This window comes from Paenibacillus alkaliterrae (assembly GCF_021532375.1).
GTDB classification, from domain to species: Bacteria; Bacillota; Bacilli; order Paenibacillales; family Paenibacillaceae; genus Pristimantibacillus; species Pristimantibacillus alkaliterrae.
Genome location: NZ_JAKGAP010000003.1, coordinates 52,767 through 66,445, shown reverse-complemented (window position 1 = coordinate 66,445; position 13,679 = coordinate 52,767). Strand labels below are relative to the sequence as shown.

Genomic DNA, 13,679 nt, shown 5'->3' with positions numbered 1-13,679 from the left:
CGCATTATCCAGTACAAGAACGATGTTCTGATTCTCGTACTTCTTCAACAGTTTTTCCAGGAAAGACAAAAATTCTTGAGCGGTATATTGGATTTCTTGCGTGCAGAACACTTCTCCTGTTTCGTAATCCAGAGAACCGATCAATTTGGCACCATGATGCTTGCCATAGGTAGGGACGATTTTCTGCTTCCCTTTAGGAAACCACGTGCGGGAAAGCGCTTGGTAGTCACGAATCATGGACTCATCGATGAACAGAATTCGATCCATTTTCGGATGATCGGTGAAGTCCAATTCATTTTGGCAGGAAAGCCCACATCCGCAGGTGTCTGATTTACAATCGTTTGATAGACGCGCTGTTCTTGTTCGGCGCTCAGAAACCGCTGGCGTCCCGGAGGCGTTTCGATTCTCAACCCCTTGATGCCTTTTTGACGATAGGCGTTAATGTAATTGTAGACGGTGGAAAGCGAACGTCCGATGATCTTGCTGGTGTCTTTCTTGGACACGCCATGCAGCACAAGTAAGATCGTTTGATATCTTTCGTGCATTCTCAAGTCCTTATTCGCCTTAATGGCCGCTTTAATCGCCTGAATTTCTGGATCGTTCTGATCTTCTTGAAGGAGTTTTGGCAGTTTCATTTATCGTACCCCGCGGGTTCATAGAGTTATGATTTTACGATATACGACTCAGCTCTCACTGTCCAGAAAATTATTCCAACCATCTATTGCCGGATATATAGTAAGATTTCCTAAGGATATCTCAAGATAACTGAGTTGCATAATCGGATGGGGACATGGAAGTAATTTTTTAGAATATTCTATGGAAATATGATGGATCGTAATATCCCAGGTAGTTAGCTATATTCGTGATTGTCATATTGGAATGGACCAAGAGATTGCAGGCTTCCATTATCCCCGCAGCAAGATGTCTTCTCTTAACCGTAATAAAACCTGTTCATTGTTGTCCATACTGACTTCTCCTTTAATGGTTTAGCAGTAAAACTGCATAGCCAGTTTAAGTTACAGTCAGACACAGTGTAAGTAGCTAAAAATTACCACCAAATTGGTGGGTATCCACGATCTTTAATGCCTTAACTCCCGCGGCAGCGGTTTAGTCCAAGCCGCCTTATACTTAGTGAGAACGATTTCATATTATGCAAGAGAGGATGGAGTTAAACGAAGTATGCTCATCGGACATATTGTGAAGCACGAGGAGGCGTATTTATTTTAGAATTTTGGTTTATGTCATAAAATCTAACATGAATTATTTACTAACCATAATTTGCTGTCTATAATGTAGATATTACTGGAAAAGAGGTGGATACATGCAGTTGACCGAACGCGAGAAAGAAAAGCTGCTCATTACGATCGCTGCGGATTTGGCGAGACGCCGGATGAACCGCGGCGTGAAGCTTAATTATCCCGAAAGCGTCGCGCTCATCACCTCCGAAATTATGGAAGGCGCGCGGGACGGGATGACCGTTGCGCATTTAATGGAATTTGGCACGCAAATTCTTAAACGGGAGCAGGTGATGACCGGCATTCCCGAGATGATTCACGAGGTGCAGGTGGAAGCGACCTTTCCCGACGGAACGAAGCTTGTTACCATTCATTATCCGATTACAGGCTAGTTAAAGGAAGAAGAGCATAGAACGGGAGGCGTTTGGCAGGGTGATACCAGGTGAATACCGTACGGCTGCGGGTGATATCGAATTAAATGCCGGACGCAAGACGCAGCGTTTAATCGTCGTGAATACGGGGGACCGACCGGTACAGGTGGGCTCTCATTTTCATTTTTTTGAAGTGAACCGCGCATTAAAGTTTGATCGTGAGGCGGCATTCGGAATGCGGTTGCATATCGCCGCGGGAACGGCCGTACGCTTCGAGCCGGGTGAGGAGAAGCCGGTGACGGTTGTGGAGCTGGGAGGCTCGAAGCTGTCCTATGGCTTGAACGGATTAAGTCAGGGTAAAGCGGAGATGGGCAATATGACAGAAGAGGCGCGGAAACGGCTGGCTGCTTGGGAAGGAGCCGGGACATGAGCCATATGGATCGGAAAAGCTATGCGGCGATGTTCGGTCCGACGACGGGAGATGCGGTTAGATTGGCGGATACCGAGCTTTGGGCGCAAATCGAGGACGACTATACCGTCTACGGAGATGAATGCAAATTCGGCGGCGGCAAGGTCATACGCGACGGGATGGGGCAATCGAGCGGCGCCTTGCGGGCGGAAGGCGTGCTCGATACGGTTATTACAAATGCTGTCATTATTGATCATTGGGGTATCGTGAAAGCGGATATCGGCATAAAGGACGGGATGATCGCAGGAATTGGCAAAGCGGGCAATCCGGATATTATGGATGGCGTGCATCCGAACATGATCGTCGGAGCCAGCACGGAGGTCATTGCCGGCGAAGGCAAAATCGTGACGGCCGGCGGCATCGACTCGCATATCCATTTTATATGCCCGCAGCAAATCGAGACGGCGCTTTCGTCCGGCGTTACGACGATGATCGGCGGAGGAACGGGGCCTGCGACAGGTACCAATGCGACGACGGTTACGCCCGGCGCGTGGCATATGCGCCGGATGCTGGAGGCGGCGGAGCATTTTCCGATGAATATCGGATTTACCGGCAAAGGCAATGCATCCTTCACGGCGCCGCTTATTGAACAAATCGAAGCGGGCGCGATCGGGCTTAAGCTTCATGAGGACTGGGGAACGACGCCGGCGGCGATTGATGCCTGCCTGCAGGCGGCGGATCTGTATGACATTCAGGTCGCGATACATACGGATACGCTTAACGAAGCCGGGTTTGTAGAGGATACGTTAGCTGCGATCGGCGGCCGTACCATTCATACATACCATACGGAGGGAGCGGGCGGTGGCCACGCACCGGATATTATTGTGGCCGCCGGAGAACTGAACGTGCTTCCTTCTTCTACGAATCCGACGCGGCCTTTTACGGTTAATACGATTGAGGAGCATCTCGACATGCTGATGGTATGCCATCATCTGGACAGCCGCATTCCGGAGGACGTAGCGTTCGCCGATTCCAGAATCAGGCCGGAAACGATCGCGGCCGAAGATATTTTGCATGACATGGGCGTATTCAGCATGATTAGCTCGGACTCGCAAGCGATGGGCCGCGTGGGCGAGGTCATTATCAGGACTTGGCAAACAGCGGATAAAATGAAGCGGCAGCGCGGTCCGTTATCGCCTGACAACGAACAGCATGATAATTTCCGTATCAAGAGGTATATGGCCAAATATACGATTAATCCTGCGATTACGCATGGCGTATCCCATCTCGTCGGTTCGGTGGAGGAAGGGAAATTTGCCGATTTGGTCCTATGGAACCCGATGTTTTTTGGCGTGAAGCCTGATTTGGTGTTGAAGGGGGGCAGCATCGCTTATGCCCAAATGGGGGATCCGAACGCGTCGATACCGACGCCGCAGCCGGTGTTCGGACGTCCGATGTTCGCTTCCTTTGGCAAGCTTGTTTACAGCAGCTCGATTACGTTCGTATCTCAAGCGGCCTATGACCGCGGAATAGCGCGGGAGCTGGGGCTTCAGAAGCGGATCGAACCGGTCAAGGGCTGCCGCTCCGTCACAAAGAAGGACATGATTCATAATGACGCAACGCCAAAGCTTGAGGTTGATGCGGAGACCTATCATGTCAAAGTGGACGGAGAGCATGTCACATGCGAGCCGGCAGATGTGCTGCCAATGGCTCAGCGTTATTTTTTATTCTAGATGAATGCAAGGCTTGAAGGGGAGCGACAGGATGAACGATAACGTCAGATGGCTTGCCATGCAGCAACTGCTGGATTCGGCCTTGCCAATCGGCGGCTTCTCCCATTCGTTCGGTCTGGAGACGATGGTTCAGGAAGGAAGAATGAATCATTCGTCCCAGCTATACGACTATATTTCAGCGATGCTTCTGCAAAGCTGGGCCAGCTCGGATGCTATGGTTATAAAAGCCGTTTACCGGGATGCTCCGGCAGGAGACTGGGAGCGCTTATGGTCGGTAGAGCGGCTTGTGCAGGTTCAAAGAATCGCCTCCGAAACACGGAGCGGGGTGGAGAAGATGGGACGCAGACTGCTGCAGCTTGCGGCCGCCATTCACCCGCAGCTGAACTGGATGCCGGTTATGGAAGCCATGCGCGCAGGACGATGCTTAGCTTCTCATCCGCTCGCGCATGGTTATGCCTGCTGGCAGTTGGGCGCAGCCGAGGAGAGGGCGCTCCAAGGCTACTTCTATACCTGTATCGTTACTTGTGTGAACAGCGCGCTCCGGCTCATGCCGATCGGACAGACGGAGGGACAGTCGTTGATCGCGAGATTGGCTCCTCTTACGGAGCGGGCGATGGAGCTGGCAAGTCAGCTGGAGCCGGAGGAGGCGTACGCAAATATGCCTATGTCCGAGGTTGCGATGATTCGGCATGAGCGGCTGTACTCCAGATTATTTATGTCTTAGAAGCAACAAAAGAATAAATGAACACTCCCGCCACTTACCTACACTGACGCTTCGGATGAAGTGAGGGTTTCTGGTGTATCAACCTGACTTATTTCAGGATGCTTAACACCAGTGGAGTTGACACGTTGACGGATTGGTTACCGTCCAACCCCTCTATCCCATTGGCTATGCCTTTGGGAGTACGTATGAGCCTATTGTAAGATTCTTAAGAAACTCGGCTCTTTCGGAGGCTTGAACATTTTACGTAGCAGAGCCAGTTATACCTGCTACAACCGAATATGTTCAGTTGTCAAAGAACATGTGTTCTTAATTTTCATTTTACCAAACTGTTCTTTAAAAGCAAAGATCTTTTTTGCGAATTCAGGAAGATCCGAATCACCTCACCACTTTGTAGAAGTGGGAGTCCTCTCGGCTAAATTTGATAGATTTTTTAATTCCGAAATGGAGGAATATGAAATGTGCCAAGGACAAGGACATACGCACCAGGAATGGGAAAGCCAGGCTATCGACAACACGCGTCCGATCCGGATCGGAATCGGAGGGCCTGTCGGCTCGGGCAAAACGGCGCTTGTCGAGCGCTTGACACGCGAGCTTCACGAACGGTACAACGTAGCTGTCATTACAAACGATATTTATACGAAGGAGGATGCGCGTATTTTATTCCAAACGGGCGTGCTGCCCGAGGAGCGAATTATCGGGGTGGAAACGGGCGGCTGCCCTCATACGGCTATTCGCGAGGATGCGTCGATGAACTTCGAAGCGATCGAGGAGCTTGAGCGCCGGTTCGAGAATCTGGATATGATCTTTATCGAGAGCGGCGGCGACAATTTGGCTGCGGCCTTCAGTCCCGAGCTGGTCGATCGTTTCATCTATATCATCGACGTTGCGCAAGGGGAAAAAATTCCCCGTAAAGGCGGTCCCGGCATCATGCGCTCCGACCTGCTCGTAATTAACAAAATCGACCTCGCGCCTTACGTTGGAGCAAGCCTTGAGGTGATGGAGGCCGATACGGTGAAGATGCGCGGAAATCGTCCATTCGTTTTCTCGAATCTGTTCGGCGGCGATGGCGTGGATGAAATCGTCAGCTGGCTGACGCATGAGGTCGCGCACGCCCGCGGAACGGAGCACACTCATGTGATACAGATCTCGAGCATCCCGGCTGGCCAATCGCATCCCGCTTCTTGATGAACAGAGTTTTCAACGTGGAGACGCGAGCAGAATCAACCTCTCAGTCAAGCGAACAACCCGCTCGAACATCCGTACTTCGGGTATCATTCGCAAACCCGAACGGGACAACGATCATAGACAACAAATACCACACTGCGCCGATCAAAATAGCAAAAGCATTTCCGCTGGACGGTCAGCTTGGCGTCATCGTCATGGACGTGTCGCCGGGTTTGCTCGATGGCGACAGGTATGAGCTGGAGTGGACCTCCGGGCCTGACTCGCATGCCTTGATTACGAACCAATCCTATATGAAGGTGCATCCGAGCATGCCTTATGGAGGCTCATCCATGCGCCAGACCTTTTGTTTGGAGGAAAATGCGATCGTGGAGCATATGCCGGAGGCCATGATGCTTTATAAGAACGCAGCCTTTCATAATGATGCGCAGGTTCGGCTAAAGTCTGGCTCCGTATGGATGCAGGCGGACGTGCTGTGTCCGGGCCGTACGCTGCGCGGAGAGAAATTCGATTACCGCTGCTTCCGCAACGAGCTTGCGGTCCATTATGGAGATGAGCTTATTTTCTCGCAGCGGCAGCGAATCGAGCCAGCCAAGCAAGTGATTACTGCGCCGGGCTGTTGGGAAGATATGACCCACTCGGCAACTTTTTTTCTGTTTTCCGATCGGGTAAGTAGAATACATTTGGAGCAGCTGCAGGCAAAGCTGGACAGCTTCGAAGCGCCTGCCGGGCATTCTGTAATAGCAGGCGTATCCATGACCTATCGGCATGGATTGTCCGTCATGGCGGCTTCGACGGCAGCCTGGCCGCTTCAGCAGCTCATGCGTGAGCTATGGAGCACGGCGAGAGCCGGATTGCTCGGCAAGCCGCCGCTGCGTTTTTTGCAGGGATGACGGCAGTGAAGGTAACTCTTATTACGAAAGACGAGATCAGCCGAAACGCTTCGGCTGATTTTTTTTTGAAAACTATGAAACATGACATTTGCATTTCGTTGAATAAATCAGTAATTGTGATAATCTATGTTTGAATAAACTGGTCGCTAAGTTAGAAGCAATTGTAAGCGAGGAGTTACTGTAAAAATCGATCATAGCGCGCCAAACAGGGCTTGGGAGCGTGAAGATACTGTATAAATCTATCTTCTATGATAAAAACAGCTTCCATCAAATGGATCGAGCTGTATTTTTGCTTAGATTTCACCGCGAACCGAGCTTTTGCCGCCAAAGGACGGCATCAGCCATTTACGCTTGCATGACAAAGGTTAGTGAAAGCTGGAGATGAACGGTATAATGGTGTCATAGACAAGATTTAGATGAAAAGGGCGGTGTAAGCGTGAAGGAACCAAACGCAGACCAGCTGGAATTAATGAAGCGGCTGGACGAGTCATTCCGTCAGGTTCGGAGACTAATTATTGCGGAATGGAATACATACAATGTGCATGGGCTTGGCATGACACATGGGAGAATGCTCATTATTCTGGCACAGTCGGGCGGACAGAAAGCTACAGCATTAGCGGAGCAGCTGCTCATTACGAGCGGGGGAGTGACGGGCATCGCTGACCGATTGATCGAGCTCGGCTACGTTCAGCGAACGCGGGGAGAGGCCGACCGTCGAGTCGCTATGCTGGATATCACGCAAGAAGGCATGAAAATCGTTGAGCTCATTGAATCGGTGCGATCAAAAATGATGTTGAAGCTCTTCGGGGGAATGACGACTGACCATATGGAACAGGCACTGGCGCTCTTTGAACAAATGAGCAAAAATATGGAAGCTGCTAATGTTACAAATTCGTGACCAATTGGAAATTTCATTAGGCTTGCAGAACGTTTTGGTGTAGAATAAGGGAGAAATTTGCCGGATTAAGAGGAATTAAAACATTTATTGCTTAGGGGAGATTACGATGAAAAAAGCAATTGCTTTAGCGGTTTCGTTGTTTCTGATGGTTGCGGTTGCAGCGGCTTGCGGATCGAACAAAAATGATGCAGGCAACGCGACGAATAACAGCGCGGCGACTAATAATGCGGCAGGCGAGACGAAAGAGAAAAAGAAAATCGCGCTTGTACTGCCTGAAAAAATCGGCGTTAACAAATTTTTCGTATTAATGGATGAAGGATTCAAGAAAGCAGGCTCCGAATTCGGCGCGGAAGTAAAGACAATCGAATCGACTGACCCTGCCGGCTTCGAGCAGAATCTGCGCGCGACGGTTGCGGAAGACTATGATTTGATCATTACGGCGACATTCCAAGCGGAAGACGCTCTTAAGAAGGTAGCGACTGAAAATCCCGATAAGGCTTTCGCGGTAATCGATACGGTGGTCGACCTGCCAAACGTTCGCAGCGTTAATTTCCGCGAGCATGAAGCTTCTTACTTGATGGGCGCACTTGCAGGTCTGGCAACAAAAACAAACATTGTCGGAGCAGTAGTCGCAATGGACGCTCCGTTGCTTAGCAAATATACTTCCGGCTTTGAGCAAGGACTTAGGAGCACGAATCCGGAAGCACAGTTTCTAGTGAATTATGTAGGAAGTTTCACAGACCCGGTTAAAGGCAAGGAGCTGGCTTTGCTTCAGCATTCCAAAGGCGCCGACTTTATCGCGGGTATGGCAGCCGTAGGAGATAACGGCGTTTTCGAAGCCGCAAAGGAAAAAGGCTTCTACACTGCAGGTCAAGACACGGACAGAACGGGTGAAGATCCTGAGCATATCGTGCTTTCGCAATTGAAAGGTACGGACGCGGTAGCTTACGAGACGGTCAAAAGCTTTGTCGGTGGAAGCTTCGCTTACGGCGTAGCGGATTACGGCTTGAAGGAAGACGGCGTAGGCGTTACGTTCATAACAAGAGACAGTGCGTCGGCGCTTAGCCCGTTCATCGGCCAAGAAAATGTCGATCAAGTAAAAGCTATCGCGGAAGATATTAAATCTGGTAAAACCGCAGTAAAAAACCCGCTTGCTCAATAGTTTAATCTGCCGGCTGCTACCCATGCAGCCGGTTTGCTTGTAAATTGGAAGCTTTCTCTGTCTCAGATGAGGCGTTTTTTTGTTTCAACCGGAAATGGAAAGAGAGGAGCGTTTGTATGTTGCTGCAAATGGACAGCATTACGAAGTCTTATGGGAGCGTAACCGCGAATAGTAACGTGCATTTTTCGCTGCGCAAAGGTGAAATTCATGCGTTAGTCGGCGAAAATGGTGCAGGCAAAACGACGCTTATGCGGATTTTATATGGAATGGAAAGTCCGACAAGCGGCGAGATTCAGCTGAATGGGAAGCCGGTTTCGTTAGGGAGTCCGGCTGACGCCATCAAGCATAAAATCGGGATGGTGCATCAGCATTTCATGCTGTTTCCGACCTTTACGATTGCCGAAAATATCGTCATCGGGCGCGAGCCCTCCAAAGGAGTCGGCTTCGACCGAAAGGCTGCAGCCGCCGAAACGGAACGCCTTGGCAAGCAATACGGAATGCTGGTTGATCCGTGGAAGAAGGTTGCGGAATGCTCGCTGGGTATGCAGCAGCGTGTTGAAATTTTGAAGGTGCTCCATCAAGGCGCGGAAGTCATTATTTTGGATGAACCGACTGGCGTTTTGACGCCTCTTGAAGTGAAGGAGCTGCTAATTGCCATAAAAGGCCTGGCCGCGCAGGGGAAAAGCTTTATCCTCATTAGTCATAAGCTGCAGGAAATTATGGAGGTCGCCGACCGAATCACTGTGCTTCGCGACGGTAAGGTTACGGGTACGGTAGAAGCGAAGGATACAAATGTGGAAGATTTATCGCGACTAATGGTCGGCCGGGATTTGGTACATATATCCCGGAATGAAACCAATAGGGGAAAGCTTGTGCTGGAGGTATCGAACTTGTCGGTGAACGGAGCAGGAGCGAAGGCGCTGCTCCGCGAGATCAGCTTCGATGTGGCTGAGGGCGAGATTGTCGGTATCGCCGGCATTTCCGGCAACGGCCAGTCGGAGCTCATCCAGAGCATATCGGGTCTGTTAAAGCCGGATAAGGGCATGATTAAGCTGCTTGATCACGATGTTACGGGTGCTCCCGTTGGAGCCATTCGCGCGTGTGGACTTGCCCATATTCCTGAGGACCGGTATCAGTGGGGCGTGGCGAAGGATGCCACCGTAACGGAGAACGGATTGATGGGCCATGCCAGGAAGCATCAAAAATACGGCGTGCTGAGCGGATCGGGCATTCGTCGGATGGTGGGTGAATGGGTGACACGCTTCGGAATAAAAACGGGCTCGTTATCTACTAAAGCACAGTTTTTGTCCGGAGGCAACTTGCAGAAGCTGATCGTTGCGCGGGAGCTGGCACAGAAGACGCCGTTTCTCATTGCCGCCGAGCCGACGCGGGGGGTCGACGTCGGGGCGATGGAAATTATCCACGGCGAGCTCCTGAATAAACGGGATGAGCGCGGCGCCATATTGCTCATTTCCTCGGAGCTAACGGAAATATTAAAGCTGTCGGACCGTATTTTGGTCATGTATGAAGGGCAGATCGCAGGCGAGCTGGATGCAAGCTCGGCGACAGAGGAGCAAATTAGTTTGTTAATGGCGGGAGGAAAAGCGGTTGGATAAGCTGTTACAATTCGGACGTTCGATGCTGCAGCCGCTGCTGGCTGTATTCGTCGGCTTGGCAGCCGGTGCGATCGCCATCGTAATCGTCGGAGGCTCGGTAGCGGAGACCTACGCGGAAATGTGGAAGGGCGCGTTCGGAAGCTTTTATTTTTTCACGAATACGTTAAGCAGGGCGACGCCGATCATCTTGATCGGTCTCGGGGTAGCGCTTGCGTTTCGTGCCGGTTTTTTTAATATGGGCTCGGAAGGGCAAATGGTGCTTGGCGCGCTTAGCGCAGCGGTCACCGCGATTTATTTGCCAGGGCCTGGCTGGTTTAAGCTTATTGCAGCTATCATTGCCGGCATTATTTCCGGGGGAATATGGTCGGCGCTCGCTGGCTGGCTTGATGCAAGATTTCGGATGAATCTGCTAATCACGACTTTATTGCTTAATTATATCGCTGCGCTCTTTGCCGGCTACCTTGTCTCCTATCCGCTTAAGGACCGGACAGGCTCTGCGGCCATGGCCCAAACGGTCATGCTTGATCAGAGCGTATGGCTGCCTAAGCTGTTCAAAGGGATGAGCCTGCACGCAGGGTTTATACTGGCTGCGGTTGGCGCTGTGCTCCTATTTCTGTTCATGAGATATACCGTGAAGGGCTACGAGATAAGAATGCTGGGCGGCAATCCGTTGTTCGCAAGCTACGGCGGTGTACAACGCGGCAAAATGATGCTCCTCAGCATGTTTGTAAGCGGAGGTTTTGCAGGACTGGCGGGCTCCGTCGAGGTGCTTGGCACGCAGTACCGGTATTTGGACGGAGCGTTAACATCGCCGGGCTATGCATGGTCCGGCATTATGGCGACGCTGCTTGCAGGCTCTCATCCGCTGGGCACCGCAATCGCGGCGATTTTGCTGGCCGCCTTGCAAACCGGAGGGATGGGCATGGAGCGCAATACTGAGGTGCCGCTGGAGGTTTCCAGCATCATTCAGGCGGTGCTTATTTTATTCGTATCCGCGAAATTAACGTATTCGTTCATTAAACGCAGGAAGGCGAGGTCATAATATGGATCAATTATTCGATGTCTCGCTGTTTGCTTCAACGCTAAGATTGGTCACGCCTATTTTGCTTGCTGCGCTAGGCGGCGCTTTGTGCGCCCGCGTCGGCTTATTTAACGTAGGCCTGGAAGGTCTTGTGCTGATGGGGGCATTTTCCGCGATCGTGGGCAACCATTTCACCGGCAATGTTTTTGCCGCGGTCATTTTTGCGGTCATATGCACGATTATCTTTTCGATATTGTTTGGTTATATGAGCATTCACTTAAAGGCGAACGTTATCGTCGTCGGTATTGCGCTGAACTTTCTTGCTCTCGGACTAACCACGTTCTCGCTACGCGCTGTCTTTGACGTAAAGGGAGCATACTACAATAAGGATATGATCGGGCTTCCGAAATGGGAAATACCGCTGCTGCAAGACATTCCTTGGTTCGGGGAGGCGCTGTCCGGCCATTCGCCGCTCGTATATTTATCTATTTTACTCGTTATTTTTCTTCAGTTGTTTTTGTTCAAGACGGTTACCGGGTTCCGCTTGCTTGCCGCCGGCGAGAATCCGACGGCCGCGAAGAGCCTTGGCATCAAAGTTGCGCGCATTCAATACGGCGCCGTGTTGATGTGCAGCGTATTATGCGGACTTGCAGGCGCGCAGCTATCGCTTGGAAACGTCACGATGTTCACGGAAGGGATGACATCGGGCAGAGGATTTATCGCGCTCGTTGCCACGATGCTGGGCCAGTCAAATCCGCTCGGCGTGGCCGCATCGAGTTTATTGTTCGGTTTTATGGACGCGTTAAGCATCAGGCTGCAGGGCTTTGCGATGCCGACCCATTTCACGATGATGCTCCCTTATATCGTTACAATTGCAGCTATGCTGTTTTTTAAAGACAAAAACTACATGCAGGAAGCGCGTAAATCGAACGAAAGCTCCCGCTAGCCGATTGCCGGCTGCTACAAAGAATACAAATTGGAGGTTATTCCTATGCACAACAAAGCAGAACGCTTGAAGAAGGTATCGGCGGTAAGGAGAGCGGATGCAGCGCCCGAGCTTGCGCACCGCGTACCGCCAGGCCAGACGGTAACGGATCGTTTCCCGATTCTTCACGAGGGCGATGTGCCTCGTTACGATTTGAGCAGTTGGTCGCTGCGTGTATTCGGTGAGGTAGAGGAGGAGCGCTCATTTAGCTTCGAGGAGCTGCTGGCGCTGCCGCAAACGAAGACGCTGTGCGACATTCATTGCGTAACGCGCTGGTCTAAGCTCGATACCGAGTGGGAGGGCGTGAAATTTACTGACTTGCTGCCTTTGCTTGGCGCGAAGCCGGATGCGAAATATGTAATGATTCATGCGGATGAAGACTATGATACGAATTTGCCGTTGGAGGATTTGCAGCGCGAGGATGTTCTGCTGGCTCATCACTTCGACGGACAGCCGTTAACGGATAAGCATGGCTGGCCGCTAAGGCTGATCGTTCCACATTTATATTTTTGGAAAAGTGCGAAATGGATCACGGGCATTGAATTTATGAAGGAGGACCGCGAAGGTTTCTGGGAGCGCAATGGCTTCCATAATTACGCCGATCCTTTCAAAGAACAGCGTTTTAGCAGCGATGAGTACGTGATGCCCGAGGACGAGTGGACCAAGAAGGAGTTTGATTAACGATGTATTTGCCTATCTTGCAAGTGAGTGCGGAGGATTTGCCGGAATATGCGATCGTTTGCGGTGACCCGCGTAGAGCGGAGGCGATTTCCCGGAGGCTGACGGATGCGCGCGAGCTTGCATTCGCCCGTGAGTATCGTACGTTTGTCGGGAAATATGATGGCGTACAGCTGGCGGTTGTCAGCCATGGCGTTGGCTCGCCTGGAGCGGCGGTTTGCTTCGAGGAGCTGATTCGCGGCGGCGTGAAGACGCTGATCCGGGCAGGTACGGCCGGCTCTTATTCGGCAGATTATCCAGCAGGAAGCCTAATCGTCAGCACGGCTGCCGTCCGGGCGGAGGGGCTTACGCACCAGCTCGTGCCCGCAGGTTATCCCGCTGTTGCAGACAGCGCAGTGACTGAAGCGCTTTTTGCGTCGGCGCTTGAGAGCGAGGGCGTTGTGAAAAAGGGCATAACGGTGACGCTGGATGTGTTTTTCTCCGGTGTCGTGGATATCCCGCATCGCCAGTACAAGGAGGCGGGCGTGCTCGCGGTCGAGATGGAAATTGCGGCATTGTACGTTGTAGCTGCGCTTCGCGGGGCGCGGGCTGGCGCTATTTTGGCGCTGGACGGCTATGCCGACACAGACCTCGCGGGCGAATACGATCCGCATACGGATGTAGTCGCCAAAGCGATTGAGCGCGAAATTGATGCCGCATTAAAAGCGGTAGTGAAGCTCGCTTCGAATTAGCTGCAGCTGAATATGAGCAGGACAGAGCCGGTTCTGCATGC

16 protein-coding genes are annotated in these 13,679 nt (G+C 51.6%); 13 read left to right on the top strand and 3 right to left on the bottom strand.

Annotation, left to right across the window (positions count from 1 at the left end; genetic code table 11):
• The 3 genes from L1N85_RS02140 to L1N85_RS27810 form a co-directional block, all read right to left on the bottom strand.
• The coding region (locus L1N85_RS02140; RefSeq protein WP_235234454.1) for a transposase at positions 1–237 on the bottom strand (237 nt) is incomplete at its 3' end.
• The gene (locus L1N85_RS02135; protein WP_235234453.1) at positions 234–635 is read right to left on the bottom strand and encodes a helix-turn-helix domain-containing protein; all 402 of its coding nucleotides are present in this window, start codon (positions 633–635) and stop codon (positions 234–236) included. The genes L1N85_RS02140 and L1N85_RS02135, both read right to left, overlap by 4 nt.
• A 169-nt stretch (positions 636–804) precedes the next feature.
• Positions 805–873: a hypothetical protein gene (locus tag L1N85_RS27810; protein ID WP_407946305.1), complete on the bottom strand. Its 69-nt coding sequence runs from the start codon at positions 871–873 to the stop codon at positions 805–807.
• 448 nt (positions 874–1,321) lie between these two features.
• Between L1N85_RS27810 and L1N85_RS02130 the strand changes: the two genes are divergently transcribed.
• The 13 genes from L1N85_RS02130 (at position 1,322) to L1N85_RS02070 (ending at position 13,638) form a co-directional block, all read left to right on the top strand.
• Positions 1,322–1,627 carry an urease subunit gamma gene (locus L1N85_RS02130; protein ID WP_235234452.1) on the top strand — a complete coding sequence of 102 codons (306 nt, stop codon included), beginning with the start codon at positions 1,322–1,324 and terminating at the stop codon, positions 1,625–1,627.
• Positions 1,628–1,667: 40 nt separating this feature from the next.
• Positions 1,668–2,036 (top strand): urease subunit beta, encoded by a 369-nt coding sequence (locus tag L1N85_RS02125; RefSeq protein WP_235234451.1) that lies wholly within the window; start codon positions 1,668–1,670, stop codon positions 2,034–2,036.
• A complete protein-coding gene (gene ureC / locus L1N85_RS02120) occupies positions 2,033–3,748 on the top strand; it encodes an urease subunit alpha (RefSeq protein ID WP_235234450.1) in 1,716 nt (571 codons plus the stop codon). Before L1N85_RS02125 ends, ureC begins: the two co-directional genes overlap by 4 nt.
• Positions 3,749–3,779: 31 nt before the next feature.
• On the top strand, positions 3,780–4,472 hold the full coding sequence (locus L1N85_RS02115; RefSeq protein WP_235234449.1) for an urease accessory protein UreF: 693 nt from the start codon (positions 3,780–3,782) through the stop codon (positions 4,470–4,472).
• Between the two features lie 456 nt (positions 4,473–4,928).
• Positions 4,929–5,657, top strand: coding sequence for an urease accessory protein UreG (gene ureG, locus L1N85_RS02110; protein ID WP_235234447.1), 729 nt, complete (start codon positions 4,929–4,931; stop codon positions 5,655–5,657).
• Positions 5,658–5,674: 17 nt separating this feature from the next.
• Positions 5,675–6,547: an urease accessory protein UreD gene (locus L1N85_RS02105; protein ID WP_235234445.1), complete on the top strand. Its 873-nt coding sequence runs from the start codon at positions 5,675–5,677 to the stop codon at positions 6,545–6,547.
• Positions 6,548–6,983: 436 nt separating this feature from the next.
• Positions 6,984–7,445: a MarR family winged helix-turn-helix transcriptional regulator gene (locus L1N85_RS02100; protein ID WP_235234444.1), complete on the top strand. Its 462-nt coding sequence runs from the start codon at positions 6,984–6,986 to the stop codon at positions 7,443–7,445.
• A 106-nt stretch (positions 7,446–7,551) separates the two neighbouring features.
• Complete coding sequence (locus L1N85_RS02095) at positions 7,552–8,607, top strand: BMP family lipoprotein (RefSeq protein ID WP_235234443.1); 1,056 nt, start codon at positions 7,552–7,554, stop codon at positions 8,605–8,607.
• Positions 8,608–8,723: 116 nt separating this feature from the next.
• Complete coding sequence (locus L1N85_RS02090; RefSeq protein ID WP_235234442.1) at positions 8,724–10,223, top strand: ABC transporter ATP-binding protein; 1,500 nt, start codon at positions 8,724–8,726, stop codon at positions 10,221–10,223.
• A 22-nt stretch (positions 10,224–10,245) separates the two neighbouring features.
• A complete protein-coding gene (locus L1N85_RS02085; RefSeq protein WP_235234459.1) occupies positions 10,246–11,265 on the top strand; it encodes an ABC transporter permease in 1,020 nt (339 codons plus the stop codon).
• Position 11,266: 1 nt separating this feature from the next.
• A complete protein-coding gene (locus tag L1N85_RS02080; protein WP_235234440.1) occupies positions 11,267–12,190 on the top strand; it encodes an ABC transporter permease in 924 nt (307 codons plus the stop codon).
• A 45-nt stretch (positions 12,191–12,235) separates the two neighbouring features.
• A complete protein-coding gene (locus tag L1N85_RS02075) occupies positions 12,236–12,910 on the top strand; it encodes a sulfite oxidase-like oxidoreductase (RefSeq protein ID WP_235234439.1) in 675 nt (224 codons plus the stop codon).
• Positions 12,911–12,912: 2 nt separating this feature from the next.
• A complete protein-coding gene (locus tag L1N85_RS02070; protein ID WP_235234438.1) occupies positions 12,913–13,638 on the top strand; it encodes a nucleoside phosphorylase in 726 nt (241 codons plus the stop codon).
• Positions 13,639–13,679: the final 41 nt, after the last annotated feature.

What these genes read in the sequence shown, in the direction of transcription:
- L1N85_RS02095 (WP_235234443.1), top strand. Translation starts at nt 7,552, where the DNA reads ATGAAAAAAGCAATTGCTTTAGCGGTTTCGTTGTTTCTGATGGTTGCG.
- L1N85_RS02090 (WP_235234442.1), top strand. Translation starts at nt 8,724, where the DNA reads ATGTTGCTGCAAATGGACAGCATTACGAAGTCTTATGGGAGCGTAACC.
- L1N85_RS02135 (WP_235234453.1), bottom strand. Translation starts at nt 635, where the DNA reads ATGAAACTGCCAAAACTCCTTCAAGAAGATCAGAACGATCCAGAAATT.
- L1N85_RS02115 (WP_235234449.1), top strand. Translation starts at nt 3,780, where the DNA reads ATGAACGATAACGTCAGATGGCTTGCCATGCAGCAACTGCTGGATTCG.
- ureC (WP_235234450.1), top strand. Translation starts at nt 2,033, where the DNA reads ATGAGCCATATGGATCGGAAAAGCTATGCGGCGATGTTCGGTCCGACG.
- L1N85_RS02130 (WP_235234452.1), top strand. Translation starts at nt 1,322, where the DNA reads ATGCAGTTGACCGAACGCGAGAAAGAAAAGCTGCTCATTACGATCGCT.
- ureG (WP_235234447.1), top strand. Translation starts at nt 4,929, where the DNA reads ATGTGCCAAGGACAAGGACATACGCACCAGGAATGGGAAAGCCAGGCT.
- L1N85_RS02075 (WP_235234439.1), top strand. Translation starts at nt 12,236, where the DNA reads ATGCACAACAAAGCAGAACGCTTGAAGAAGGTATCGGCGGTAAGGAGA.
- L1N85_RS02085 (WP_235234459.1), top strand. Translation starts at nt 10,246, where the DNA reads ATGCTGCAGCCGCTGCTGGCTGTATTCGTCGGCTTGGCAGCCGGTGCG.
- L1N85_RS02070 (WP_235234438.1), top strand. Translation starts at nt 12,913, where the DNA reads ATGTATTTGCCTATCTTGCAAGTGAGTGCGGAGGATTTGCCGGAATAT.
- L1N85_RS02080 (WP_235234440.1), top strand. Translation starts at nt 11,267, where the DNA reads ATGGATCAATTATTCGATGTCTCGCTGTTTGCTTCAACGCTAAGATTG.